This is a genomic window from Thalassovita autumnalis (genome assembly GCF_001458255.1).
GTDB lineage: Bacteria > Pseudomonadota > Alphaproteobacteria > Rhodobacterales > Rhodobacteraceae > Thalassobius > Thalassobius autumnalis.
Genome location: NZ_CYSB01000004.1, coordinates 94,094 through 117,795, shown reverse-complemented (window position 1 = coordinate 117,795; position 23,702 = coordinate 94,094). Strand labels below are relative to the sequence as shown.

26 protein-coding genes are annotated in these 23,702 nt (G+C 59.3%); 10 read left to right on the top strand and 16 right to left on the bottom strand.

What is annotated here, in order from left to right; translation table 11 throughout:
- Positions 1 to 20 precede the first annotated feature (20 nt).
- Positions 21 to 260 (top strand): hypothetical protein, encoded by a 240-nt coding sequence (locus TL5118_RS20775; protein ID WP_082626113.1) that lies wholly within the window; start codon positions 21 to 23, stop codon positions 258 to 260.
- Between the two features lie 63 nt (positions 261 to 323).
- On the opposite strand, the gene phaZ is transcribed toward TL5118_RS20775, so the two are convergent.
- A complete protein-coding gene (phaZ, locus tag TL5118_RS00620; RefSeq protein WP_058241729.1) occupies positions 324 to 1,637 on the bottom strand; it encodes a polyhydroxyalkanoate depolymerase in 1,314 nt (437 codons plus the stop codon).
- Between the two features lie 142 nt (positions 1,638 to 1,779).
- Here phaZ and TL5118_RS00615 point away from each other — a divergent pair, with 142 nt between their 5' ends.
- From TL5118_RS00615 to TL5118_RS00600, 4 genes are all read left to right on the top strand, one after another.
- On the top strand, positions 1,780 to 3,573 hold the full coding sequence (locus tag TL5118_RS00615; RefSeq protein ID WP_058241728.1) for a PHA/PHB synthase family protein: 1,794 nt from the start codon (positions 1,780 to 1,782) through the stop codon (positions 3,571 to 3,573).
- A 130-nt stretch (positions 3,574 to 3,703) separates the two neighbouring features.
- The gene (locus TL5118_RS00610) at positions 3,704 to 4,147 is read left to right on the top strand and encodes a phasin family protein (RefSeq protein WP_058241727.1); all 444 of its coding nucleotides are present in this window, start codon (positions 3,704 to 3,706) and stop codon (positions 4,145 to 4,147) included.
- A gap of 141 nt (positions 4,148 to 4,288) precedes the next feature.
- The gene (gene phaR, locus TL5118_RS00605) at positions 4,289 to 4,861 is read left to right on the top strand and encodes a polyhydroxyalkanoate synthesis repressor PhaR (protein ID WP_058241726.1); all 573 of its coding nucleotides are present in this window, start codon (positions 4,289 to 4,291) and stop codon (positions 4,859 to 4,861) included.
- Position 4,862: 1 nt separating this feature from the next.
- Complete coding sequence (locus tag TL5118_RS00600; protein WP_058241725.1) at positions 4,863 to 5,828, top strand: LysR family transcriptional regulator; 966 nt, start codon at positions 4,863 to 4,865, stop codon at positions 5,826 to 5,828.
- A gap of 126 nt (positions 5,829 to 5,954) precedes the next feature.
- Here TL5118_RS00600 and TL5118_RS00595 read toward each other — a convergent pair whose 3' ends face one another.
- The 15 genes from TL5118_RS00595 to TL5118_RS00520 form a co-directional block, all read right to left on the bottom strand.
- Entirely contained in the window at positions 5,955 to 7,172 is a 1,218-nt protein-coding gene (locus TL5118_RS00595; protein ID WP_058241724.1) for a DegT/DnrJ/EryC1/StrS family aminotransferase, read from the bottom strand.
- A gap of 205 nt (positions 7,173 to 7,377) precedes the next feature.
- The gene (locus TL5118_RS00590) at positions 7,378 to 8,736 is read right to left on the bottom strand and encodes a glutamine synthetase family protein (RefSeq protein WP_058241723.1); all 1,359 of its coding nucleotides are present in this window, start codon (positions 8,734 to 8,736) and stop codon (positions 7,378 to 7,380) included.
- Positions 8,733 to 9,428, bottom strand: coding sequence for a type 1 glutamine amidotransferase (locus TL5118_RS00585; RefSeq protein ID WP_058241722.1), 696 nt, complete (start codon positions 9,426 to 9,428; stop codon positions 8,733 to 8,735). Before TL5118_RS00585 ends, TL5118_RS00590 begins: the two co-directional genes overlap by 4 nt.
- 120 nt (positions 9,429 to 9,548) lie before the next feature.
- The gene (locus TL5118_RS00580) at positions 9,549 to 10,880 is read right to left on the bottom strand and encodes a glutamine synthetase family protein (protein WP_058241766.1); all 1,332 of its coding nucleotides are present in this window, start codon (positions 10,878 to 10,880) and stop codon (positions 9,549 to 9,551) included.
- 191 nt (positions 10,881 to 11,071) lie between these two features.
- Complete coding sequence (locus TL5118_RS00575; RefSeq protein WP_058241721.1) at positions 11,072 to 11,878, bottom strand: ABC transporter permease; 807 nt, start codon at positions 11,876 to 11,878, stop codon at positions 11,072 to 11,074.
- Entirely contained in the window at positions 11,875 to 12,756 is an 882-nt protein-coding gene (locus tag TL5118_RS00570) for an ABC transporter permease (RefSeq protein ID WP_082626112.1), read from the bottom strand. The genes TL5118_RS00575 and TL5118_RS00570 overlap by 4 nt, the downstream gene beginning before the upstream one ends.
- Positions 12,757 to 12,857: 101 nt before the next feature.
- Complete coding sequence (locus tag TL5118_RS00560) at positions 12,858 to 13,565, bottom strand: transporter substrate-binding domain-containing protein (protein WP_058241718.1); 708 nt, start codon at positions 13,563 to 13,565, stop codon at positions 12,858 to 12,860.
- A 59-nt stretch (positions 13,566 to 13,624) separates the two neighbouring features.
- Positions 13,625 to 14,401: an ABC transporter ATP-binding protein gene (locus tag TL5118_RS00555; protein WP_058241717.1), complete on the bottom strand. Its 777-nt coding sequence runs from the start codon at positions 14,399 to 14,401 to the stop codon at positions 13,625 to 13,627.
- Between the two features lie 206 nt (positions 14,402 to 14,607).
- A complete protein-coding gene (locus TL5118_RS00550; RefSeq protein WP_058241765.1) occupies positions 14,608 to 15,045 on the bottom strand; it encodes a tellurite resistance TerB family protein in 438 nt (145 codons plus the stop codon).
- A 65-nt stretch (positions 15,046 to 15,110) separates the two neighbouring features.
- Positions 15,111 to 15,599 (bottom strand): tellurite resistance TerB family protein, encoded by a 489-nt coding sequence (locus tag TL5118_RS00545; RefSeq protein WP_058241716.1) that lies wholly within the window; start codon positions 15,597 to 15,599, stop codon positions 15,111 to 15,113.
- Between the two features lie 112 nt (positions 15,600 to 15,711).
- On the bottom strand, positions 15,712 to 16,008 hold the full coding sequence (locus TL5118_RS00540) for a DUF1330 domain-containing protein (protein WP_058241715.1): 297 nt from the start codon (positions 16,006 to 16,008) through the stop codon (positions 15,712 to 15,714).
- 75 nt (positions 16,009 to 16,083) lie between these two features.
- Entirely contained in the window at positions 16,084 to 16,737 is a 654-nt protein-coding gene (locus TL5118_RS00535; RefSeq protein WP_058241714.1) for a hypothetical protein, read from the bottom strand.
- Between the two features lie 111 nt (positions 16,738 to 16,848).
- The gene (pyrG, locus tag TL5118_RS00530) at positions 16,849 to 18,492 is read right to left on the bottom strand and encodes a CTP synthase (protein WP_058241713.1); all 1,644 of its coding nucleotides are present in this window, start codon (positions 18,490 to 18,492) and stop codon (positions 16,849 to 16,851) included.
- A gap of 173 nt (positions 18,493 to 18,665) precedes the next feature.
- Positions 18,666 to 19,028, bottom strand: a complete 363-nt coding sequence (gene secG, locus TL5118_RS00525) for a preprotein translocase subunit SecG (RefSeq protein ID WP_058241712.1) — start codon at positions 19,026 to 19,028, stop codon at positions 18,666 to 18,668.
- 471 nt (positions 19,029 to 19,499) lie between these two features.
- Positions 19,500 to 19,895 carry a DUF6524 family protein gene (locus tag TL5118_RS00520; RefSeq protein WP_058241711.1) on the bottom strand — a complete coding sequence of 132 codons (396 nt, stop codon included), beginning with the start codon at positions 19,893 to 19,895 and terminating at the stop codon, positions 19,500 to 19,502.
- Positions 19,896 to 20,110: 215 nt separating this feature from the next.
- Here TL5118_RS00520 and nthA point away from each other — a divergent pair, with 215 nt between their 5' ends.
- The 5 genes from nthA to TL5118_RS00495 all read left to right on the top strand — a co-directional run bounded on the left by nthA (position 20,111) and on the right by TL5118_RS00495 (position 23,663).
- Positions 20,111 to 20,779 (top strand): nitrile hydratase subunit alpha, encoded by a 669-nt coding sequence (gene nthA / locus TL5118_RS00515; protein ID WP_058241710.1) that lies wholly within the window; start codon positions 20,111 to 20,113, stop codon positions 20,777 to 20,779.
- Positions 20,776 to 21,498 carry a nitrile hydratase subunit beta gene (nthB, locus tag TL5118_RS00510; protein WP_058241709.1) on the top strand — a complete coding sequence of 241 codons (723 nt, stop codon included), beginning with the start codon at positions 20,776 to 20,778 and terminating at the stop codon, positions 21,496 to 21,498. Before nthA ends, nthB begins: the two co-directional genes overlap by 4 nt.
- A complete protein-coding gene (locus tag TL5118_RS00505; RefSeq protein WP_082626111.1) occupies positions 21,495 to 21,863 on the top strand; it encodes a nitrile hydratase accessory protein in 369 nt (122 codons plus the stop codon). The genes nthB and TL5118_RS00505 overlap by 4 nt, the downstream gene beginning before the upstream one ends.
- Before the next feature lie 243 nt (positions 21,864 to 22,106).
- On the top strand, positions 22,107 to 23,420 hold the full coding sequence (locus TL5118_RS00500; protein ID WP_058241708.1) for an adenylosuccinate synthase: 1,314 nt from the start codon (positions 22,107 to 22,109) through the stop codon (positions 23,418 to 23,420).
- Between the two features lie 9 nt (positions 23,421 to 23,429).
- Positions 23,430 to 23,663, top strand: a complete 234-nt coding sequence (locus TL5118_RS00495) for a DUF2842 domain-containing protein (RefSeq protein ID WP_058241707.1) — start codon at positions 23,430 to 23,432, stop codon at positions 23,661 to 23,663.
- Positions 23,664 to 23,702: the final 39 nt, after the last annotated feature.

Below are 23,702 nucleotides of genomic sequence, written 5' to 3'. Positions count from 1 at the left end.
ATGGGCCGGAAAGGAACGCTTTGGCGGACGATCCTAAATCCTGGCGGGACAGATTCGATGCGTTTCGCCACTGGGTGCGCATGAACATTCCCCCGGGAGTACGCTTGATGCTGGGGCTGTTCTTGATGGCCTGCGGAGTGGTTGGGTTTTTACCGGTTGTTGGCTTTTGGATGCTGCCACTGGGGGTGGCGATTGCCATGTTGGATATTCAACCGGTCTGGACTTGGCTGCGCGAAAAGGTCTGGAATAAAAAAGAGTAACAAGCAAAAAGGCCAGCGCAGGCTGACCTTAATGCAATTCGGATAAATCTTGATGCCAGGCCGTTACTTGGCTGCCTTTTGTGCGGGCGACTTGCCAGATTTTTGCGCAGTTGGCGTTTTCTTTTTGGCGCCGCCACCCGGTTTTGGGCCGGCATTTGCGTCAATAAACTCCAGCACCAGAGGTCGGATGTTGTTGCGCCAGCTCTTGCCGGCAAAGATCCCGTAGTGCCCTGCACCCGGTTCCACATGGCTGGCCTTTTTCTCATCCGGCAGGCCGGTGCATAGATCCAACGCAGCAACACATTGGCCAGGGGCGGAGATATCGTCATTCGCCCCCTCAACGGTTTTCACCGCCACCGTTGTGATCTTGCCGATATCGACATGTTTGCCTTCGATGGTGAATTCGTTTTTGGCGATTTCACAGTTTTTGAAGATCCGCTCCACCGTCGAAAGGTAGAATTCCGCCGTCATATCCATCACCGCGAGATATTCATCATAGAAGCGGTTGTGGGCGTCATGATCAGAGGCTTCCCCCTTCATAACGCGTTGAATTTGATCGGAAAACGCTTTGGAATGCCGTTCACCGTTCATCGACATGAACGAGGCCAGCTGCAGCAGGCCGGGGTAGACCATGCGGCCCACACCTTTGTATTTGAAGCCCACGCGCTGGATCATCGTCTCTTCCAGCTGGCCCATGGTGACGCGGTTGCCGAAATCCGTCACATCGGTCGGGGTGGCGTCCGGGTCAATCGGCCCACCGATCAGGGTCAGCGAGCGCGGCTGTGCCTCGGGTTCTTCACCGGCCAGATAGGCGGTGGCGGCTAGCGTCAGCGGCGCCGGCTGACAAACCGCGATTACATGGGTGTCTGGGCCCAAATGGCGCATATAATCAACAAGATAGAGGGTGTAATCCTCAATATCGAACTTACCGGCCGAAACCGGGATATCACGCGCATTGTGCCAATCGGTGATATAGACCTCACAGTCAGGCAGCAGGGAGATCACGGTGGAGCGCAGCAAAGTGGCGTAGTGGCCCGACATCGGCGCGACCAGCAGAACTTTGCGCGGTTTGGTGTCCCGGCCCATGACCTGAAAATGGATCAGATCGCCAAAATCACCCTCGACCACCGTCTCAATATTGACCAGATGGTCCTTGCCGTCTTCACAGGTGAAGGAATGGATGCCCCAGTCGGGCTTGGTCACCATGCGCTGAAATGTCCTCTCGGTGACTTCGCCCCAAGCTGCCATCCATTGCAGCGCGGGATTTGGCACCATGGCAAAAACCGGATAGGATGCGAGGGACAAGGCGGAGGCACCAAGCCATTGGTTCGTATTACGGAAAGTTTCCATAAGATCATACGTGGCCATGTAGCGCATGCGCGTCTCCTTAGCTGGTCCGGTGCGGGTTTCCCCGGTGCCTGTGGTCGTTATCCCAACCCTGCGGATGTTTATAACAACGACACATTTTCAGCGAACATTAAATGCTGCATAGCAGCGAAGTTAAGGGGGATTCGTTAATATGACAACAAAAGAGGGGCTGCAGGGCGAAAATTTGGAGCGTCTGGAGGCCAACCTGGCCAAGGTTGAGGACCTCTCGCACCGGTTTATGAGTGCCCTGTCCAAGAGAAATCCGGCCAATGCACAGCTGAGCGGCCCGGATCAGGATGTCTTTGTCAAAGCAGCGACACATTACTGGTCGGGCATGTTGCAGGATCCGGCGAAACTGTTTGAAAACCAGCTGGAGTTCTGGGGTAACTCGGTCAAACACTACCTTGAGGCCAGCCAAGCCTTGGCCAAAGGCAAGCTGGAAGCGCCCGAAGATTCCACCCCGACGGATCGCCGTTTTGCCAACCCCCTTTGGCAGACGCACCCCTATTTTAACTATGTAAAACAGCAATATATGCTGAATGCGGAAGCGATCCGCACCGCCGTCGAAAACGTCGATGGGCTGACCGCCACGGATCGGGCGCGGCTGGATTACTTTGCGCAGCAGATCGTTGACATGATGTCACCGACCAATTTCCTCGGCACCAACCCCGATGCGCTGGAACGCGCGGTGGAGACCGAAGGCGAAAGCCTGGTGAAGGGGCTGGAAAACCTTGTGGCGGATCTGGAAGCCAATGAAGGTGAGATGCTGGTGCGGCTGGCCGATGACAGCGCCTTTGAGCTGGGGCGAAATGTCGCCACGGCCGAAGGATCGGTGGTCTATCGCAACCACATCATGGAACTGATCCAATATGCCCCGACCACAGATCAGGTGCATGCGACGCCGCTGGTGATCTTCCCGCCCTGGATCAACAAGTTCTACGTACTTGATCTGAAAGAACAAAACAGCCTGATCCGCTGGATCACCGATCAGGGTTACACGCTGTTTGTGGTCAGCTGGTTCAATCCCCGCCCCGAAGACAAAGACGTGGGGATGGAGGATTATATTGAGCAGGGCTATCTGGAAGCGTTTCGCGTCGTGAAAGAGATCACCGGCGAAAAACAGGTGAATGCCGTGGGCTATTGTATCGCCGGGACCACGCTGCATCTGACGCTGGCGTTGCTGAAGAAACGCGGTGACACCTCGGTGAAATCGGCCACCTTCTTTACCGCGCTTACGGATTTTGACGATCAGGGGGAGTTCACGCCCTTCCTGCAGGATGACTTCGTCGACGGGATCGAGCTGGAAGTGGAGGCGCAGGGCATCTTGCGCAGCTTCATCATGGGGCGCACCATGAGTTTCCTGCGCTCCAACGATCTGATCTACGGCCCCGCCATCAAAAGCTACATGATGGGCGAGGCGCCACCGGCCTTTGATCTGCTTTATTGGAACGGTGATGGGTCGAACCTGCCGGGCAAGATGGTGATGCAATATCTGCGGTCGCTGTGTCAGCGAAACGATTTTGTCACCCGCGGTTATAAGATCCTGGGTGAAACGCTGCATGTGCGTGATGTTGAGGTGCCGCTGATGTCGATCACCTGCGAAACCGATCACATTGCCCGCTGGAAAGACTGCTATCGCGGGTTCCAGCAGACGGGGTCAAAAAACAAAAGCTTCATCGTCAGCCAATCGGGCCATATCGCGGGCATCGTGAACCCGCCCAGCAAGAAGAAATACGGCCATTATACCAACACCGACCTCAGCAAGGATGCTGAGGATTGGATGGCCGAGGCCAAGTTCCATCAGGGCAGCTGGTGGCCCCGCTGGGAGGCTTGGCTGAAGAAACGGTCAGGCAAGATGGTTCCGGCCCGGATCCCCGGTGATTCGGGATATGACGCGATGGAGCCGGCCCCGGGAACCTACGTTGCCGTTAAGGCAAGTATCTGATTTCAAATCTCAAATAGGGATTTTCTGCACCGCAGCAAAAATGCTTGATTTGCTGCGTTGCAGCATTCATATTGTTTGCAAGTGCAGAGAAACCCTGATGCCCTGCGGGGCGAGGCAAAGGATTTGAATTATGACCAAAGCGCAAGATTTTACCGCGATCATGAAAGACATGATGGGTGCCTTCCCGGTGGACACCAAAGCCGTTGAAGATGCCTTCAAAACCCAGGCGTCGCTGAACGAAAAGCTGACCAGCGCCGCGCTGGCCGCTGCCGAAAAATCCTCGGAGCTGTCCTCGAAATGGACCAAAGACACCCTGTCCAAACTGGGTGACGTTGCCAAAGTCAAAGAAGAGCCGGCCGATTACGCCAAAGCTCTGGGTGACTTTGCCTCGGCTCAGGCAGAAACCGCTGCGGAAAACATGGCTGCTTTCGCTGAGATCGCGAAAAAACTGCAGACCGAAACCGTTGAGCTGATGATGGCTGCCGGCAAAGACATGAGCGAAGAGGCCTCGGCCGCGGTTCAAAAAGCCGCCAAAGACGCCACTGCCGCTGCCAAAAAGGCAGCTGCCAAATAATCTGTCCTCCCAAAGACAGACTTTGACACATCGCTCCTCCCTCCCAGATGTGTCCAGAGCGGGCTAACGAAGCCCGCTCTTTCTTTTTTTTCTGCGCTCGCATAGAGTTTTTTGCAGTGCTGCATTTTGGGGAGGAAACAAGTGGCAGAAGATAACAAGCCGCTCTTGATCAAGCGCTACGCCAGTCGTCGTCTCTACAACACAGAGACCAGCGACTACGTAACATTGGAAGATATCGCGGGTTTCATCCGTGATGGCCGTGAGGTTCAGATCGTGGATCTGAAATCCGGCGACGATCTGACCCGTCAGTATCTGCTTCAAATCATTGCAGAACATGAAAGCCGCGGGGAAAACATCCTGCCGGTGAATGTGCTGACTGATCTGGTGCGCACCTATACCAGTCAGGCGGAATCCATGGTGCCGCAGTTCCTGCAGGCCTCATTTGAGATGCTGCGCGATGGTCAGTCCAAGATGATGGAAAACATGACCAAGGCCAGCCCGATGGCCAATATGCCCGGCTTTGAAATGTTGCAGGCGCAGCAAGAGGCCTTCATGAAGGCCATGACCCAGGGTCTGGGCCAGGGGCTTGCCGGTGGCTGGAGCGGCGGCGCGGCAGAGAAACCCGCAGCTAAGGCCGAGGAGGCCGAAGATCTGGACGCCATCAAAGAGCAGCTTGCCGACCTGCAGGACAAGCTGAGCAAACTGGGCAAGTAAGATGGTCGACAGCCCCGGCCGCATCACGCTTTGGGGCGTCGAGGTCTTTGTGGCCACCGCCGAAGAGGGATCAATCTCAGCCGCTGCCCGGCGGCTGGGGGCCAGCCCCTCGGCGGTCAGCCAGCAACTCACCAATCTGGAAGGCGCGCTTGGCACCACACTGCTCTTGCGCAACACACGGCCGCTGGCACTGACGCCGGCGGGGGACCTGTTTCGCCGCCGCGCCAGCACAATCCTGAATGAGGCCGCGATGGCCCGCTCGGAATTGGCGATGTCGGATATGGCGGTGCTGACCCGGTTCCGCCTCGGCATGATTGAGGATTTTGAGGCCGACGTGACCCCGCGGCTGCTGACCCATCTGGCGGATGAGCTGCAGCAGTGTCAGTTCCAGCTGGAAACCGGGGCCAGCCATACGCTTTATGATCAGCTGGAAGCGCGGGCCCTGGATGTGATCGTCGCCGCCGAAATGGGGCAGGAGGCGGATTGGATGGAGGTGCATCCGCTGATCAGCGACGGTTTTGTGGTGGCAGCCGGCAAAGGCATGTTTGACCCGGATACCGATCTGCTGCCACAGCTGCAGGCCAAACCGCTGGTTCATTACACCACCCGCCACCACATGGGCCGTATCCTGTCGGCGCATCTGGCGCGACAGAACCTGACGCTTGCACATCGCTTTGAACTGGACAGTTACCACGCCATTCTGGCGCTGGTGGCGCAGGGCATGGGCTGGACCATCCTGACCCCGCTGGCGCTGATGCGCGCGCGCCGGTTTGCTGCCCAACTGGATGTCTTTGAACTGCCGTTCCAACCACTGTCGCGGCGGATTTCCCTATTGGCACGGCGCGGCAGCCTGCAGGACATGCCGGAACAGGCCGCCGCCGTGCTGAAACCGATCCTGCAACGCCAGGTGATCGATCCGGCCTGCACCGCCTATCCGTTTATGAAAGATGTGGTGAAACTGCTCTGACCCTTCGCGCGATGGCCAGCGGGCAGATTGAGTATTTCGGGAACATTGAAAGCGCTTTCATCGTTTTCAAAAATACTCTCGCCGAAGGCAACGGCCCCAGAGGGGCCGTCTAAATCCATGTTGCGATCAGGTGCCGAAGGCGCGGCTGTTGCCGCGCACGTCCTGGGCGGCCTTGATCAGCGCCTCAGCGATCACGTCGACCTCTGGCAGGGTCAGGCGCGCGGGCAGGCGCACATCGCAGGCCCGCATCAGCATGGCGCGGGTTTTCGGCAGGCTGGGGGCCTGCCCCAAAAACTCCCAATTCCAGAAGGCGCGGGCATTGTCGGTCGACAGGCCAAAGACCTGCACCTTCACGCCGCGTTTGTTGGAGGCATCCTGAAAGGCGCGTACCTCAGCCTCTTCCATGCCGACAAGGTTGAACTGGATCGAATCCGGGGCGCGCTCTTCTGGCGCCAGTTTGTCCGGCACGGTGATCCAGGGCGACAGCTCCAGCTGTGCGGCCAGGTGATCGTGGTTGCGGCGGCCGTCCTGGACGCGGCGGATCAACTCGGGGATCTGTGCACGCACCACGGCGGCCGACAGGTTGCCAAGGCGCAGGTTGTAGAGCGGCAGCTTGTTCTGCCAGCGGTCAAAGGCGGCTTTCAGCTCGGCCTCATCTTCGGCGGTGCGGGCTAGGTGGGCCTTCCAATTGTGTTCATAGGCGCCGGACATGATGGTGGCCTGGGCCAGCAAGTCGGCATCATCGGTGATCAGAATGCCGCCTTCGCCCGAATTCAGCAGCTTATAGCTCTGGAACGAGAAACAGCCGATCTGTCCCAGCGTGCCAATGTTCTTGCCGTGCCATTTGGTGCCCAGTGAATGCGCTGCGTCTTCGATCACCGGTTTGCCGCGTTCGGCGCAGAGCGCCATGATCGCATCCATGTCCGAAGTATGGCCGCGCATATGGGAAATCATCACCGCATCAATACTGTCATCCAGCTTGGCGGCGAAGTCTTCCATATCAATGCGGTAGTTGTCGCCAACCTCAGACAGCACCGGCACACAGTCGGCATGCACGATGGCCGAAGGTACGGCGGCAAAGGTAAAGGCCGGGATCAGCACGCGGGCACCTGATTTCAGCCCCAGCGCCTTCAGCGACAGGAACAGCGCCGCCGAGCAGGAGGAGACCGCCAAGGCGTATTTCGCCCCCAGCGCCTCAGCAAAGTCGCGCTCCAGCAGCGATACCGGGGCGTCCTGGCCAGAGGTGTAGCGGAACAGATCGCCGGAGTTCAGCAGACGTTCAATTTCAGCGCGGGCGCTTTCGGGGATCGGCTCGGCGTCATAGACGTTTGGCGGCAGTGTCATCAGTTCTTCGGCTTTCCTGAAATGTCTCTTCGGAAAATCTAAAACAATATTCTATGAATGCAAAATGAAATTGTGACGACAGTTCGTGTTTTCAATCGATTGCAGCGGTTTGGCGCGCAGGAACAACGCGCAGGGGACAAAAGGAAAAAACCCGGCGCGGGCCGGGGCTTTCAGTTGTTATTGTCGGTGCGCTCAGGCTTGTTGCTCAGACATTGAGCAGCAGGTGCTCACGCTCCCAGGGGGAGATTACCTGCAGGAACTCTTCGTATTCGGTGCGTTTCACGATGGTGTAGACGCGGGCAAATTCCGGATGCAGCACCTCATGCAGGGCGGTGTTTTCCTCAAAGAGGTTCAGCGCCTCACCCATCACGCGGGGCAGATCGGTTTCATCCTCATAAGCGTCCCCCTTAAAGGCGCTGCTGGGGCGTTTCTGCTCCATCAGCCCCAGATAGCCACAGGCCAGTGAGGCGGCGATGCCCAGATAGGGATTGCAGTCCATGCCGGCGATGCGGTTTTCAACCCGACGCGCCTCAGGTCCCGAGATTGGGATGCGGATGCCGGTGGTGCGGTTATCCCGCGCCCAGGAGAGGTTGATCGGTGCTGCATGATCGCGCACGTAGCGCCGGTAGGAGTTCACATAGGGCGCCAGCACCGCGATGGCCGAGGGCAGGTGGTTCTGCAGCCCGGCAATGAAGTGGAAGAAGGCATCGGTTTCCCCACCCTGCGGCCCTGAAAACAGGTTCTGCCCGGTTTCACGATCCACCACCGAATGGTGGATATGCATGGCGCTGCCCGGTTCATCCGCGATGGGTTTGGCCATGAAGGTGGCAAAACAGTCATGGCGCAGCGCCGCTTCGCGGATCAGCCGTTTGAAGTAGAAGACCTCATCCGCCAGTTTCACCGGATCGCCATGCAGCAGGTTGATTTCCAGCTGGCCAGCGCCGCCTTCCTGGGTGATGCCGTCAATTTCAAAACCCTGTGCCTCGGCAAAGTCATAGATGTCATCGATCACCGGACCAAATTCATCCACCGCCGTCATGGAATAGGCCTGACGCGCCGCTGCCGGGCGGCCCGAACGGCCCATCATCGGCTCAATCGATTTGGCCGGGTCGGTGTTTTTTGCGACCAGAAAGAACTCCATCTCAGGGGCCACAACGGGTTCCCACCCTTGCGCGCGGTAAAGCTCAACCACCCGTTTCAGCACGTTGCGCGGCGAATAGGGCACGGCCTCACCCTTGCGGTCATAGGCGTCATGGATCACCTGCAGTGTCCAGTCCGCGGTCCATGGCGCGGCAGAGGCGGTGCTCATGTCCGGGCGCAGGAGCATATCGCGTTCGATGAAGCCTTCTTCGCCGGCGGCTTCGCCCCAGTCGCCAGTGATGGTCTGATAGAAGATCGAGTCGGGCAGGAAGAAACTGTCCTGCTTGGCGAATTTCTTGGCCGGAACCGCCTTGCCGCGGGCAATGCCAGGCAGGTCTGAGATCACACATTCGACCTCATCCAGCCGGTTGCCTTCAAGGTAGCTGCGGGCGGCTTCGGGCAGGTTGTCCTTCCAGTCGCTCATGCAGGATCCCCTTTGATGTCTTCGCCGCGGAAAAACTTGGCCATCATCACCGCAAACTCATGATCGTCGACTTTCGCGTCGATATTGCCGGCCACCTCTTTGATCATCTCATCAGGCAGCACGCCGGGCGCGCGGTAGCGGATCAGACCGTCGATCATCTTGGCGGTGAATTCAGGATGTGGCTGGATGGTCAGAACCTGCTTGCCGATCACCAGACCGGCGTTGGCGCAAAAGTCCGAGCTGGCGAAAACCTCAGCCCCTTCGGGCGGGGTGATGACCTGATCTTGATGCCAGGCGTTCAGCGTCATCTCGCGGCCCTGCACGTCATAGGTGGTGGGTCCGGCGGACCAGCCTTCGGAAAATTTCTCCACCTTGCCACCTAGGGCCTGGGCGATGATCTGGTGACCGAAGCAGACACCGATCAGCGGTTTGCCGGCATCGCGGATGTCGCGGATCAGGGCCTCCAGCGGGGGGATCCAATCGTGGTCCTCATAGACCCCGTGTTTTGAGCCGGTGATCAGCCAGCCGTCGGCCTCATCCACCGAGGCGGGGAAAACACCATCAACGACGTAGTAGTCGACGTAGTCAAACCCGTTGCCCTCCAACAGTTTGGCAAACATCGTGGCGTAATCGCCCAGTTCACCTTTGACTTCGTCGGGCGCGTGGCCGGTTTGCAGGATGCCGATCTTCATGGAACACCAAATTTGTCACTGTTCTAAGGGTAGGGGGGCGTCGTTCTGGGAACAAGTCCCCCGGAAGGGTGGGCCGCAGGTTGCGCGGCCAAATAAGCCAAAAGACGCCTGAGCAGGGGCTCACACCGCCTCCAGATAGGTGTCGCGCCGCTCTTCCGCGCTCATCTCCGTCATTTCGCGCAGCTCCTGGCGTTTGGTCATGACCAGATTGCGGATCAGTTCCGCCGGGAAAATCCGCGCAACCGGCGCGCTGGTCTCAAAGACGTCGATGGCCTGCTGCCAGCCGTCAATCATCTGCGGCAGCTCCTGATCGTAGGAGTTGCCCTTGATCGGGGCGGGCGGCTCCACCGCGTCTTCGATACCGTTGAGGGCAGCGCCCAGAATGGCGGTCAGCATCAGATAGGGGTTCACATCGCCGCCAGCGACGCGATGTTCGATCCGGCGCGCCTTGGGCGGGCCTGACGGCACCCGGATGGCCGCAGTGCGGTTTTCATGGGCCCAACAGATGGAGGTCGGCGCATGGGCCCCCGGCACCATCCGTTCATAAGAATTCCAATGCGGCGCAAAGATCAGTGTGCTGTCGTGCATCGCCGCCATGCAGCCGGCAATCGCATGGCGCAGCTGGTCACTGCCGGTGGCGCTGCCATCGTCAAAGATGTTGTTGCCGTCCTGATCCTGCACCGAAAAATGGGTGTGCAGCCCGGTGCCGGCCTCATCAGGGTAGGGTTTCGCCATGAAGGTGGCGGCAAAGCCGTGGTTGCGGGCCAGTGATTTGACCAGCATCTTGAAGAGCCAAGCATCATCTGCCGCCTTCATCGCATCGCCATGCATCAGGTTGATCTCAAACTGGCCAATGCCGCCTTCGGAAATTGCGGCATCGGCGGGGATGTCCATCAGATCGCAGGCGTCATAGAGATCGCTGAAGAAACTATCAAAAGCGTCCAGTTTGGCCAGCGACAGGATGTCGGGGCGGGCCCGTTTCTTGCCCGAGGTGGGCAGGGGCGGAATGTTCAGATCGCGCCCTTTGTCGTCGACCAGAAAAAACTCCATCTCCACCGCGGCAACCGGCGACAGGCCTTTGGCGGCGTAGCGATCCAGCACCCGCTGCAGCGCCTGGCGGGGGTCACCCTCAAAGGGGGTGCCATCCTCATGGAACATCCAGACCGGCACCAGCGCCGCGGCGTTTTCCAGCCAGGGCATCGGCAATGGGCCGCGGTCCGTCATTTTCAGGAACCCGTCCTGATCGCCGCTTTCAAAGACCAGCGGGGAGTCTTCGATGTCAGCGCCCCAGATATCAAGGTTCAAAACCGAATAGGGAAAGCGCGCGGTGCCTTCGGCGACCTTGCCTGCAAATTTCACCGGGATCCGTTTGCCGCGTGGCACGCCGTTCAGGTCAGCCGCCGCCAGACGGATCGAGCGGATTTCAGGGTGGGTGGAGAGCCAGTCTTTCATCGTCACCATCGCTTGCCTTCGAAGGGATGGCGCCGCGGTGCGGGTCTGTGGCGGCCCGCCGCGCTGTGGTCCATGCCCTTGGTCCCAATCAGTGATCAAACCAAACGCCAGTTATGGACCCCAGTGTAGCAGCGTGCCCCCTCTTTGGAAGGGGGCACGGGGATCAGAATAATTTGATCAAATCTTGTCTACTACCGGATCAGATTAGGACGCAAGCGAATTTTACGACGGTTGGCCTGCGGCAGGTGCCGGTTCAGGTAGGTGTTGACCAGCCCAAAGACCTTAATGATCACCAGCGTCAGCAGGATGAAGTAGAAGGCCAGGATCGGGTAGGGGATGAACGGGTTGAACGTCTTATCCGCGAAGTAGCGCGCGTAGTAGAGGGCATCCCCCTGCTGGCGCCAGGCGGGGAAGCCTGAGAAGTAGACCAGCGTGGTGGCGTGGAACAAGAAGATCGCCTCGTTCGTGTAGGCCGGCCAAGCCAGGCGCATCATAGTGGGCCAGGTGATCTTGCGGAACTTCTTCCAGCCCGAGAAGCCATAGGCATCTGCGGCCTCCATATCACCACGCGGGATCGACAGCAGTGCGCCATGGAAGATCTCACCCGAATAGGCGGCGGTGTTCAGGAACAGCACAATCAGCGCCCCCAGCCATGCGGCTGAGAAGGGATCAAAGATCGGCGAGACGCTCTTGAGGTTCAAAAACAGGAAGTAGGCAAAGAAGAACTGGATGAACAGCGGCGAGCCACGGAAGATGAAGATAAACCATTCCGCCGGTTTGCGCGCCCAGCGGTTGCCGGACAGTTTGGCCACCGCCAGCAGGTTGGCAAAGAAGAAGCCGGTGATCACGGCCAGCACGCCGAAATAGACATTCCAGATCATGCCTGAGCCGATCAGCACAAACTGTTCACACAGGGTGAAATCATTGCGCGGCAGCAGGCGTTCGCCATAGCCCAGCGAGCGGAATGCGTAGTCTTGAAGGGTCTGCCAACAGCTCATGCCGCTTTCCTTTGCGCTTCGCCGCCGACAGTCGCCTGACCGTGGGACAGTTTCTTGGTGATCCGCTCCAGAACAACTTCGGAGACTTTGGTGAAGGCGAGGTAGAAGATCAGCAGCGCCAGGAAGTACCACATGCGCCAGTCACCATGCGGGTAATCGGTGAAACGTGCGGTTTTCGACGCCCCCAGTTCACGCGCCCAGTAGACGATATCTTCGACGCCCAAGAGGAACAGCAGTGGGGTGGCCTTGATCAGCACCATCCACAGGTTTGACAGGCCGGGCAGGGCGTAGATCCACATCTGCGGCACCAGAATGCGCCAGAAGGCTTGGCGGTGTGTCATGCCGTAAGCTTCGGCCGTCTCAATCTGGCCGCGCGGAACCGAGTTCATCGCGCCAAAGAGAACGTTGCCGGCAAAGGCACCAAACACGATCGCAAAGGTCAGCACCGCAAGGCTGAAGCCATAAACCTCATGGATCCACTGCGGCGATGAGTTGAGCGGCATCTTGGCGCTGTCACAGACCACAAAGTCCGATCCCTGACGGATCGGATCCGTCCAGTCGGGGCAGCGCACAGAATGCAGCAGGTATTCAATGCCCTGATCCAGTGCAATGACGAAAAACAGGAAGAAGGCGATATCGGGCACACCGCGCACGATGGCGATATAGCCTTTGCCCAGCCAGCTTAGCGGGGCGAAGCGGGCCCGGGCGGCCATGGCTCCGAAGAAACCAAAGCTCAGCGAAACCGGGGCGGTGACAGCCAGCAGCAATAGGACCGTGCCAAAGGACACGTAAAAGCCCATGTGCTTGCCTGTGGTCAGGTAGCAGCTCAACCACTGGAGGCCTTCCAGGGTGGCGGGATCAGCGCAATAGGAAAAAATGGTGGGCCTCTTTCACTGGCGCGGATCATCGCGATCCGTGGCGAAGAAGAAGAGAGCGGGGCCGGGGCCCGCGCTCTCAAGATTTTTAAGAAACGGAGGGCTTAGAACTTGCCCTCGATCTCCCACTTGTCCAGCAGGGCGTTCAGCGAACCGTCTGCTTTCATCGAAGCGATGGCCGCGTCGAACTTGCCGCGCAGGTCTGCGTCCGACTTGCGGAAGGCCATGCCGATGCCGCCGCCCAGGTAAACGTCACCGATGAACACCAGGCCACCTTCGGCGACGATCGGGTTCAGGTAGTCTTTGTCCGACAGTACGGCGTCAACTTCGCCCGACTTTACCGCGGCAACGGTTTCGTCCGGGGTGGGGAATTCAACCAGGGTCGCGCCGGTGGTGGCAACGTGGCCCGACTGAATGGTCGAGGACTGAGCCGCAACAGCGGCCGAGTTCACATCCACACCTTCTGCCAGCGCAGCATAGGCCGACGGCGACGGCTGGGTGTAGCCCTGGGTGAAGTCTACAACTTCTTTACGCTCGTCGGTGATCGACATGCCGGCGATGATGGCGTCGTAGTTGCCCGATGTCAGGTTGGGGATGATCGAATCCCAGTCGTTGGTGACCCACTCACAGGTCAGCTCGGCGCGTTTGCACAGCTCATCGCCCAGCTCACGCTCAAAACCGTCGACTTCACCAGCGTCGTTCAGGAAGTTGTACGGAGGGTAGGCGCCCTCGGTGCCCAGACGTACGGTTTCTGCGGCGGCTACGCCTGCGGTCAGCGCCAGAACGGCGGTGCTCAGGATCAGGTTCTTCATGGATCTCTCCCGTTGGTTGGTTAGTGTTATTGTTTTTTCTGGATCGTACACCGCCTGCGTTAGGCGTGGACGGTGGCCGATAGAAACTGTTTCAGACGTTCGCTCTTGGGGCTACCAAAAACCGCTTCGGCGCTGCCCTGTTCTTCGATCAAACCCTGATGCAAGAAGACGACATGGCTGGAAATGTCCGACGCCATCTTCATGTCATGGGTCACGATCAGCATGGTGCGCCCTTCCGCGGCCAGGTCTTTGATTACCTTGATCACTTCCTGTTCCAGCTCAGGATCCAGGGCCGATGTCGGTTCATCAAACAGCAGCGCCTCAGGCTCCATGCAGAGCGCACGCGCGATCGCGGCCCGCTGCTGCTGACCACCGGACAGCTGCGCTGGATAAACGTCACATTTGTCGCCGATGCCCACCTTTTCCAGGTAGCGCCGCGCCGAGGCTTCGACCTCATCGCGGTCCCGGCCCAGGACGGTCACCGGGGCCTCCATCACGTTTTGCAGGATGGTCATATGGGCCCAGAGGTTAAACTGTTGGAACACCATCGACAGGTTGGTCCGGATGCGCAGTACCTGTTTGGGATCGCCCGGCTGACGATGTGCGCCGTCGCCTTTCCAGGTGACCGGCTCCCCCTTGAACAGGATGTCGCCCTGCTGGCTGTCTTCCAGCAGGTTGGCGCAGCGCAGGATGGTCGACTTGCCCGAGCCCGAAGACCCGATGAGCGACACCACATCGCCACGACGCGCAGTGATATCGACGCCCTTGATCACTTCAAGGTCGCCATAGGCCTTATGCAGACCACGAATTTCGATAACTGGATCCTGTTCGGACAAGGGTGCCCCTGACTTTTATCCCCGTTTAGGCCAGACAATAGGGACCAAATTCTTGGTCAGTGCAACTTGCAAAACGGCAGTTTTTCCAAGGAATCGCACAATCTGACCCAATGTCAGTCGCAAAATGGCAGCGAAAAGGCAATATCTAGCGGCGGATATGATCAAGTTGACAGCCGCCTTGCGCAACAGGCTGCCGACTGGGGCAATCAGCCGGTGCTGACTCGCTGGCGGGCCAGGTTGCTGTCGCGGTCATTCACCCCCAGAAGGTTTGCAACCATGCGCAGCAAAGCATCCTCATGATCATCGCGGGCGCCATCCGCCAGAACCACCGACCACAGCGCCTCAATCACCCCAAGGCGATCCTCATAGGCCACCGCATCTTTGATCGCGCGGGTAAAGCGGACGGTGTCCGGTGCTTCGGCCTCCAGGGCCTCGGCTTCGGCGCGCAGGGCCGCGCTGGCAGCGCCGTCCAGATCAAACCGTGCCGCCAGGATCCGATCAATGCGGGCTTTTTCCTCGGGGGCATAGTCATTGTCGGCACGCGCCACCCGAACCAAAAGCGCGGCAAGCGCCAGACGGGCATCAAATTCAGACAGCGGGGCGGGGCTCGGCTGGGTCAGCCGTTTCAGGAAATCTGCAAACATATGGGGGATATAATCACGCCGGGCGGCCGGGTCCAATGCTTGCGCCAAATATTGCGGTGATCGGCCTATACGTGTTCCAGCGCCTGTGAGCGCGCCAACACGCTGTCGGCATCGGTTAGCCCCAGGGCGGATTGCACGCGGGTCAGACGCCGCCGGCTGCTTTGATCGCCGCCGCCTTCTTTCAGCGATTGTTGCCAGAGCGTCTCAAGCGCCTGCAGGCGGTCATCGAAATCGACGCCCTGTCGAATCATCTCAGTAAAGATCTCAGTGTCCGGCGCGCGCTGTTCCAGCGCCTCACAGGTTGCCCGCATCGCAGCAGCATCCCGTGCGCTCAGGCCGTAGAGCTGTAACAGCAGCCGTTCGATCCGGTCCAATTCGTGATTGAGTGCGTCCAGCTGGGCCGTTGCATCCGCCACATCAGCGCGCGCAACACGAACCAGCAGTGCCCCGAGCGCATGCGCTGCGTCGGGATCATCACAGCATGCCTCGGTCAGCGTCGCTGTGGTCTTCCGGGCCTCTTGGCCCAGAAGGGCGGTGAACAGACTGCGGAACATGGGTTGATTTAGCCATGCCCGCGCCGTTGTCGCAAAGATTTCTTAACGCATTGCTGCGCTGAGGGGACGTTTGATCGCCTTTGGGTTGCTATGATGCGTGCTCAAACAGCCTTTATTCGGCATCATAGCCCTGAACGATCACCAAATCCCCGGTCGAGACCGGATCGCGCAGCGCCTTGGCCGCCTGATACTCAGGCGATTCGTAGCAGGCTTTGGCGGTGTCATAGTCCTTGAACTCGATCACCACGGTGCGGGATTTGCTGGCACCTTCCATCTGTTCCTGTGCGCCACCGCGGACGACGAACTTGGCACCGTATTTGGCAAAAGGCGCAGCATTGGCGGCGCGGTATTTCTCATAGGCCTGCGGATCCCGGACATCGACATGGGCCACCCAATAGGCTTTGGTCATCTGTTCTCTCCCTTAAGATGTTGTGGCGACCCTGCGGTCTGCAGCGGGGGAGGTCAAGATGGGCAAAGCATGGGGTCAGCCCAACAGATCCAGCCCGTCAAATCGGATGTTGTCCAGCGCAATGCCCTGCGGATCACGGTTTAGGATCAGGATCCCTGCAATGTCGGGCGCGGCAGCATTGCGGCGGAAACCATAGCTGTCCTCGGCCAGGGGCTGTACCTCCAGCGCGGCAATCTCAGACCCGTCGCGGCGCAGGAACACCACCCGGGCCATTCCGGCCTCACCCCCGCGGATGTCCAGACCAATCGCGCCTTGGTCCCGGTCAAACACGATCGCCACAGCCCCTTCGCCGATGGCATCCACGTTCGGAAACCCCCGCGGGCCATAGCCCTGCAGGACCAAGGTTTGGGTCAACCGCATCACGCCCAGGGACTGCCCGGTCTGCCCGGCCAGAACGCTCAACGGCGCCAAGGCGCGCCCCTCAATGCGGTCAAAACCACCCTCAGACAGCAGCAGCTGGCCGGCAAACCGCTCGCCAAATTGGGCGCCGGGCTGATCCAGCACGCCCTCCACCTCACGCCCAACCCCGGGCGAGGACGGCAGATTATCAAAGGTGATCACCTGGCCAAAGCTCAGCTCTGCCTGCGGTACTTGGCAGACCGGCGCGCCACAGGCCATCGCCTGGCTGGCAAAGCTGATCACAAGAAGGGCTGGGAGCAGATGTCGCATGCCAGATAGGGTAGGGCGGCCGGACCCATCTGGCAAATTAGCTGCTAATATATTGGCGCACATAGAAAAAGGCGCCCCCGAAGGGACGCCCTTTGACAGAATGCCTACCGATCAGACCAGACGAGAGGTTTCCACCGCGGCCCGAACGAAGTCTTTGAACAGCGGATGCGGATCAAAGGGTTTCGACTTCAGTTCCGGGTGGAACTGCACGCCGATGAACCACGGGTGATCCTTCCATTCGACGATTTCAGGCAGGCGGCCATCCGGCGACATGCCCGAGAATTGCAGGCCGCAGGCCTCCAGCTGTTCACGGTATTTGATGTCCACCTCATAGCGGTGGCGGTGGCGCTCTTCGATGGCGGTGCCGCCATAGACCTGCGCCACTTTCGACCCTTCGGCCAGCGTCGCGTTATAGGCGCCAAGGCGCATGGTGCCGCCTTTGTCATCGGTTTCTTTGCGGCGCACGGTGGCGTTGCCCTGAACCCATTCTTTCAGGTGGTAGACCACAGGCTCAAACCGCTTTGCGCCGGCTTCATGATCAAATTCTTCCGACCCAGCACTGGTGATGCCGGCCGCGTTGCGCGCCGCCTCAATGACTGCCATCTGCATGCCAAGGCAGATGCCAAGGTAGGGCACCTTGCGCTCACGGGCGAATTGCGCCGCTTTGATCTTACCTTCGGTGCCGCGTTCGCCAAAGCCGCCGGGTACCAGAATGGCGTGGAACCCTTCCAAGTGGGGCGCGGCGTCTTCGTTGTCAAAGACCTCGGAATCGACCCATTCCACAGTCACTTTCACCCGGTTGGCCATGCCGCCGTGGGTCAGCGCCTCTTTCACCGATTTATAGGCGTCTTCCAGCTGGACGTATTTGCCGACGATGGCGATTTTCACTTCGCCGTCGGTGTTGTGGGTGCGGTCCACAACGTCGTCCCACTTGGACAGGTCCGGGCGCGGGGCCGGTGCGATGCCAAAGGCATCCAGCACGGCCTGATCCAGCCCTTCGCGGTGATAGGCCAGCGGCGCCTCATAGATCGATTTCAGATCGTATGCGGCGACAACCGATTCCTTGCGGACGTTGCAGAACAGCGCGATTTTCTCACGTTCTTTTTCCGGGATAGGCTGTTCAGACCGGCAGACCAGAATGTCCGGCGCGATGCCGATGGACTGCAATTCCTTAACGCTGTGCTGCGTCGGTTTGGTTTTCAACTCACCCGAGGCCGCCAGATAAGGCAGCAGGGTCAGATGCATGAAAATGCACTGGCCACGCGGTTTGTCATGGGTGAACTGGCGGATCGCTTCAAAGAAGGGCAGGCCTTCGATGTCACCCACCGTGCCGCCAATCTCACATAGCATGAAATCAACTTCATCTTCGCCGATCGAGATGAAGTCTTTGATTTCATTGGTCACATGCGGCACCACCTGAATGGTCTTGCCCAGGTAATCGCCGCGGCGCTCACGTTCCAGCACGTTGGAATAGATCCGGCCCGAGCTGACCGAGTCGGTCATCCGCGCAGGCACGCCGGTGAACCGCTCATAGTGGCCCAGATCCAGGTCGGTCTCCGCACCGTCGTCGGTGATGAAGACCTCGCCATGTTCAAACGGGCTCATCGTGCCCGGGTCAACATTCAGGTAGGGGTCCAGCTTGCGCAGGCGAACTGAATAGCCGCGCGCCTGCAGCAATGATCCCAGCGCCGCCGACGCCAGACCTTTGCCCAGTGAGGACACAACACCACCGGTAATAAAGATAAAACGAGCCATGTTTTGGCAACTCCCGTGCAGTCCGTTCGGCGATTTCACACGCCACAAGCTAAGCCCATACGGTTGCGCACAACCGTAGCATCACGGGACTCAAGCCATACTAGATTCGCGAAGAATTAGCAAGAAGACCGCAAGATGCTGTTGCGGTCTTTTGCAGAAAGTCAGGGTTTGGTTCAGTCGGCGCGCGGCACCAGCGGTGCGCTGTCACCCGCCGACGGCGGCAGCAATTCGCTGCCCGCGGGCGCTTCGGTTGCCGGGGCATCGCTGGCTGCGCTGCCTGCGCCGACGCGATCCAGAACCGAGCTGTCCGAAGATTTATCTGCTGCAATGATGGTCAGCGAGATCGAGGTGATGATGAAGCCGATCGCCAGGATCCAGGTCACTTTGCCCAGTGCCGTTGCCGCCGCGCGGCCACTGACGGCACCACCGCCACCACCACCCATGCCGAGCCCACCACCTTCAGACCGTTGCATCAGCACCACGCCAATCAGGGCGAGTGCGAGGAGAAGGTGGATGATGAGAACGACGTTTTCCATGAGGCAGCCTTCGGATTTGTTCGATGCGGCTACTTAAGGTCTCTCGCGGGGTCGTGCAACCCCGAAGGGGCTTTGGGCGCTGCAAATCTGCGTTCCATTCCGTTCCGTGCTGCGAGGTGTTGCCGAACAGGCGCAATGATGCGGCGTCGGCCCGGTGGATCGGGTGTACAAAGCGGAGTGTGTTGAGCCTATTTCGGAGAAGTTTACGGGACAGGTTAGGTCATTTGTGGGGCGCTAAAAATGCCAAGGGAAGGCGTCGCGGATCTTGTGTGTCACACAGCGGGTTCCTCACTGGGATGGCTGGGCACAAGAGTGGGCCACTCGGGTGTCAGCAAAACCAATGTGTCCGCTGGGAATGAGACTGTCTTGGCCCACGACTGCCCCGTTGAACCCCGGTTTGACTCGAAGATTTTGACCCTAATGCGAGCTGACCCCTAGTGTGGAAACCAAGGGTAATCAACGTCAGGCTATTTACTCGTCCACATCATCCATATCGGATTGGCCGCTCAGGGTGCGGCGCACATGGCTCCAGCTCAGACCAATGCCAAGCACCAGTGACAGCGCGATGAGTGCCAGCCAAGTGTAGCTGTCCCCGTCCGTGAGGTTCAGAATACCATAATCATAAAGCACCCAGACAAGGGCGCTGAATATGGCCAGAATCAACACCATCCCGAGCCCGCCGATCGACCGCAATGTGGCGCGCAGATAGATGATGTAGCCCACCGACAGCAATAGCCCCAGCAAGACAGCCATCGGCATCTGATCAGAGAAATTCTGCCAGACCCAACTGCTGTAGTTCCACTCTGTCGGGTTGAACGTTGCTGTCAGCAGCACGAAGGCCAGTAGCCATCTGATCAGAAACCCCATTCGAGCCATACTCCTCTGTCACATCGTTGGTGACAGCTGAGCCTATTCCCGCGGGTCTGTCTAGGTGCCTTTGTGTTGTGTTTTCGGGTGTTGTGCCTGCAAGCCTCCTCTTTGTCTGACCTCAGGGAATCGCGCGTTGGTCGTATTGTTGGGTTGAATGATTAATAAAAAGTGGACAGTGCCCGCGCTCTGGCCCAGCATGCCGGCATGCCGGCATGCCACATGATCATCACGACCATCCCCATGCGTTGCTGCCGCCGGAACCGGCTCTGCGCGTTAAAGCTTTGGAAACGATTCTCTGCGACAAAGGGCTTATCGACCCCGCCGCGTTAGAGGAGATTATTGACACCTATCAAAACAAAATTGGCCCACAAAACGGTGCCCGTGTGGTGGCGAAGGCATGGATGGATCCGGACTTCAAACGGGCGTTGCTGCAGGACGCCACAGAAGTGGTGCGCGATCTGGGGTACTACGGACGCCAGGGCGAACATATGGTCGTGGTGGAAAACACCGCAGAGCAACACAATATGGTCGTCTGTACCCTGTGCAGCTGTTATCCATGGCCGCTGCTGGGCATTCCGCCCGGATGGTATAAATCCGATGCCTATCGGGCCCGCGCTGTGCGGGAGCCACGTAAGGTTCTAGCTGAGTTCGGGGTTACTCTGCCGCCTGACACCTCGGTCCGGGTCTGGGATTCCACGGCAGAGGTGCGCTACCTCGTGTTGCCCATGCGCCCTGAAGGGACCGAAGGATGGACTGAGGATCAGCTGGTCGCCCTGGTCAGCCGCGACAGTATGATCGGCACAGGCCTTGCGCTTGCTGCCGCGTCAGTCATCGAGGGTGTTGAGGCGTCAAATCAGTCCGTGGAAGGCACCGCAGAATGAGCCGGGTGCACGACATGGGCGGGCGTTTTGGCGATGGTGCGGTCTTGCCTGAACCGCAGGATGGACCTGTTTTTGCAACGGAATGGCACGCCCGCGCGCTGGCTGTGACCCTTGCCTGTGGTAGCCTCGGCCAGTGGAACATCGACACCTCGCGCCATGCACGTGAACGGCTTTCGCCAAAGGATTACAGCCGCTTCAGCTACTATGAAAAGTGGATTTCGGCGCTTGCTGACTTGCTGGTCGAGACTGGGGTTCTGACACTTGAGGATCTGGAGCAGGCCGCTGAGAGGGCAAAGGATCAGGCTGGGGGATCTGAGGAAATACAGAAGAGCCATCCGCTGTCCTCCCGTCGGCTGTTGCCCGAACAGGTTGCAGCAGTGCTGGCAAAAGGTGGTCCCGCCGATCGGCAAGAGGGACCTGTCGCGCGGTTCCAACCGGGGCAGAAGGTGCGGACACGGCGTTTGAGTGATAGCGCTTTGGTCAATGGTGGTCACACCAGATTGCCGAATTATGCCGCTGGAGCAGTGGGCCATATTGAGCGCTACCATGGCAACCATGTGCTGCCCGACAGTGCCGCCCATGGATTGGGGGAGGCGCCGGAGCCGCTTTACGCCGTGCGTTTTGCCGCGTCGGAACTTTGGGCACATCCGGAGCACCCGGGCGATCAGGTGGTGCTCGATCTGTGGCAGAGCTACCTTTTGCCGGAGGAAGTGGCATGAGCAGCTGTCTGGACTTGCCGCAGGTCGATACCCCAGAGGGTGAAGGGCCAATTGCCGCGCCCGAACCTGTTTTTGAACAGCCCTGGCATGCCCAGGCCTTTGCCTTAACGGTCGGCCTGAGCGAGGCCGGGCATTTTAGCTGGGCCGATTGGGTGAAGCGCTTCTCGGCCACCTTGAAGGAACATGGCCATGATCGGGCGCTGAACGGGGGAGAGGATTATTTTGCCGCCTGGTTGGAAACGCTAGAAAGCTTTCTGGCGGAGATCGGCGCAGCCTCCTCAGCGCAGGTGGAACACACGCGGGCGCGCTGGGAAGAGGCCTATTTGACCACGCCACACGGGGCGCCGGTGAAACTGGCACAATAATCTCAACTCAGGATGTAACGGAGGGGCTCGTTTTCCCACTCCGCATTCGACACTGTGCCACAACGGCATTAAGTGCAGACAAAAGCCATCAATGCTGCGCGCACCACGGGTTGAGGTTGGATTTCCACCCACCCAGCCCTGTTTTCGGTGAGTTTTCGGTTCCCTCACACCGCTGGTATCGCTATACGGACGCCGGTTTGACTGAATTTGCAAACCGATCCAGACATCACAAGAGGACCAGCAATGGCAAATGTCGTCGTCGTCGGCGCCCAATGGGGCGATGAGGGTAAAGGCAAGATCGTGGATTGGCTGTCGGAACGTGCCGACGTCATCGCCCGTTTTCAGGGTGGCCATAACGCGGGCCACACGTTGGTCATCGATGGCAAGGTCTACAAGCTGCATGCGCTGCCTTCGGGTGTGGTGCGGGGCGGCAAGCTTTCGGTCATCGGTAACGGCGTGGTGCTGGATCCGTGGCATCTGATCAATGAGATCGCAACCGTGCGCGAGCAGGGGGTTGAGATCAGCCCTGAGACGCTGATGATCGCCGAAAACACCCCGTTGATCCTGCCGTTCCACGGTGAATTGGACCGCGCGCGGGAAGAGGCGGCCTCAAAAGGGACCAAGATCGGCACCACCGGCCGTGGCATTGGCCCGGCTTACGAAGACAAGGTTGGCCGCCGCGCGATCCGTGTTGCCGATCTGGCCGATGCGGCCACGCTGGAGGCCCGGGTGGATCGGGCGCTGCAGCACCATGATCCGCTGCGCAAAGGTCTGGGCGTGGAGCCGATTGATCGCGAAGCGTTGATTGCAAAACTGACAGACATCGCCAAGGAAATCCTGCCCTATGCGGCACCGGTCTGGAAGGTGCTGAACGAAAAGCGCAAAGCCGGCAAGCGGATCCTGTTTGAAGGCGCCCAGGGCGCCCTGCTGGACATCGATTTTGGCACCTACCCCTTTGTGACCTCGTCAAACGTGATTGCCGGTCAGGCAGCGACGGGCGTGGGCATCGGCCCGGGCTCGATCGACTATGTGTTGGGCATCGTGAAGGCCTACACCACCCGTGTTGGCGAAGGTCCGTTCCCGACCGAACTGCTGAAAGAGGACGGCACCCCGGATGCGGATGGCGAACGTCTGGGCACCCGCGGTCATGAGTTTGGCACCACCACTGGGCGTCAGCGTCGCTGCGGTTGGTTTGATGCGGCCCTGGTCCGTCAGACCTGCGCCACATCGGGCATCAAAGGCATCTGCCTGACCAAGCTGGACGTGCTGGATGGGTTTGAGACGCTGAAAATCTGCGTTGGCTATGATCTGGACGGGGAGCGTCTGGACTATCTGCCGACTGCCGCCGATCAGCAGGCCCGCTGCACCCCGATCTATGAGGAAATGGACGGCTGGTCCGAGACCACCGAAGGCGCGCGCAGCTGGAACGATCTGCCGGCCAATGCGGTGAAATACGTCAAACGGGTGGAAGAGCTGATCGAATGCCCGGTGGCGCTGCTGTCGACCTCGCCCGAGCGGGAAGACACCATTCTGGTCACCGACCCCTTCGCGGACTAAGTATCCCTCATGGCCCTGAGTTACAAAGCACGTCGCCGACTGTCCCTGCTGGTTCTGCTGGTGGGGCTGCCGGCCTATATCGTGGCGGCGGTGAGCATCGTCAGCCTGTTTGACCGTCCATCCATTCTGGTCGAACTGATGGTCTACATCGGCCTTGGGGTCATTTGGGCGGTGCCGTTGAAGACAGTGTTCAAAGGCATCGGTCAGGCCGATCCCAACGCACCTGATGATGAGGCGAGCTGATAGCTGCCTCACCTCAGTACGAGAGAACGGAGAGCCGGA

Excerpts from the sequence above, each read along its gene's own strand:
- phaZ (WP_058241729.1), bottom strand. The coding sequence starts at position 1,637 with ATGCGCTACATGGCCACGTATGATCTTATGGAAACTTTCCGTAATACG.
- TL5118_RS00580 (WP_058241766.1), bottom strand. The coding sequence starts at position 10,880 with ATGAAAGACTGGCTCTCCACCCACCCTGAAATCCGCTCGATCCGTCTG.
- TL5118_RS00495 (WP_058241707.1), top strand. The coding sequence starts at position 23,430 with ATGGCCCTGAGTTACAAAGCACGTCGCCGACTGTCCCTGCTGGTTCTG.
- TL5118_RS00500 (WP_058241708.1), top strand. The coding sequence starts at position 22,107 with ATGGCAAATGTCGTCGTCGTCGGCGCCCAATGGGGCGATGAGGGTAAA.
- TL5118_RS00535 (WP_058241714.1), bottom strand. The coding sequence starts at position 16,737 with ATGCGACATCTGCTCCCAGCCCTTCTTGTGATCAGCTTTGCCAGCCAG.
- secG (WP_058241712.1), bottom strand. The coding sequence starts at position 19,028 with ATGGAAAACGTCGTTCTCATCATCCACCTTCTCCTCGCACTCGCCCTG.
- pyrG (WP_058241713.1), bottom strand. The coding sequence starts at position 18,492 with ATGGCTCGTTTTATCTTTATTACCGGTGGTGTTGTGTCCTCACTGGGC.
- TL5118_RS00550 (WP_058241765.1), bottom strand. The coding sequence starts at position 15,045 with ATGTTTGCAGATTTCCTGAAACGGCTGACCCAGCCGAGCCCCGCCCCG.
- TL5118_RS00590 (WP_058241723.1), bottom strand. The coding sequence starts at position 8,736 with ATGAGCGACTGGAAGGACAACCTGCCCGAAGCCGCCCGCAGCTACCTT.
- TL5118_RS00505 (WP_082626111.1), top strand. The coding sequence starts at position 21,495 with ATGAGCAGCTGTCTGGACTTGCCGCAGGTCGATACCCCAGAGGGTGAA.
- TL5118_RS00540 (WP_058241715.1), bottom strand. The coding sequence starts at position 16,008 with ATGACCAAAGCCTATTGGGTGGCCCATGTCGATGTCCGGGATCCGCAG.
- TL5118_RS00575 (WP_058241721.1), bottom strand. The coding sequence starts at position 11,878 with ATGAGCTGTTGGCAGACCCTTCAAGACTACGCATTCCGCTCGCTGGGC.
- TL5118_RS00545 (WP_058241716.1), bottom strand. The coding sequence starts at position 15,599 with ATGTTCCGCAGTCTGTTCACCGCCCTTCTGGGCCAAGAGGCCCGGAAG.
- TL5118_RS00595 (WP_058241724.1), bottom strand. The coding sequence starts at position 7,172 with ATGACACTGCCGCCAAACGTCTATGACGCCGAGCCGATCCCCGAAAGC.
- TL5118_RS00585 (WP_058241722.1), bottom strand. The coding sequence starts at position 9,428 with ATGAAGATCGGCATCCTGCAAACCGGCCACGCGCCCGACGAAGTCAAA.
- nthB (WP_058241709.1), top strand. The coding sequence starts at position 20,776 with ATGAGCCGGGTGCACGACATGGGCGGGCGTTTTGGCGATGGTGCGGTC.
- TL5118_RS00560 (WP_058241718.1), bottom strand. The coding sequence starts at position 13,565 with ATGAAGAACCTGATCCTGAGCACCGCCGTTCTGGCGCTGACCGCAGGC.
- TL5118_RS00600 (WP_058241725.1), top strand. The coding sequence starts at position 4,863 with ATGGTCGACAGCCCCGGCCGCATCACGCTTTGGGGCGTCGAGGTCTTT.
- TL5118_RS00615 (WP_058241728.1), top strand. The coding sequence starts at position 1,780 with ATGACAACAAAAGAGGGGCTGCAGGGCGAAAATTTGGAGCGTCTGGAG.
- TL5118_RS00610 (WP_058241727.1), top strand. The coding sequence starts at position 3,704 with ATGACCAAAGCGCAAGATTTTACCGCGATCATGAAAGACATGATGGGT.
- TL5118_RS00520 (WP_058241711.1), bottom strand. The coding sequence starts at position 19,895 with ATGGGGTTTCTGATCAGATGGCTACTGGCCTTCGTGCTGCTGACAGCA.
- nthA (WP_058241710.1), top strand. The coding sequence starts at position 20,111 with ATGCCACATGATCATCACGACCATCCCCATGCGTTGCTGCCGCCGGAA.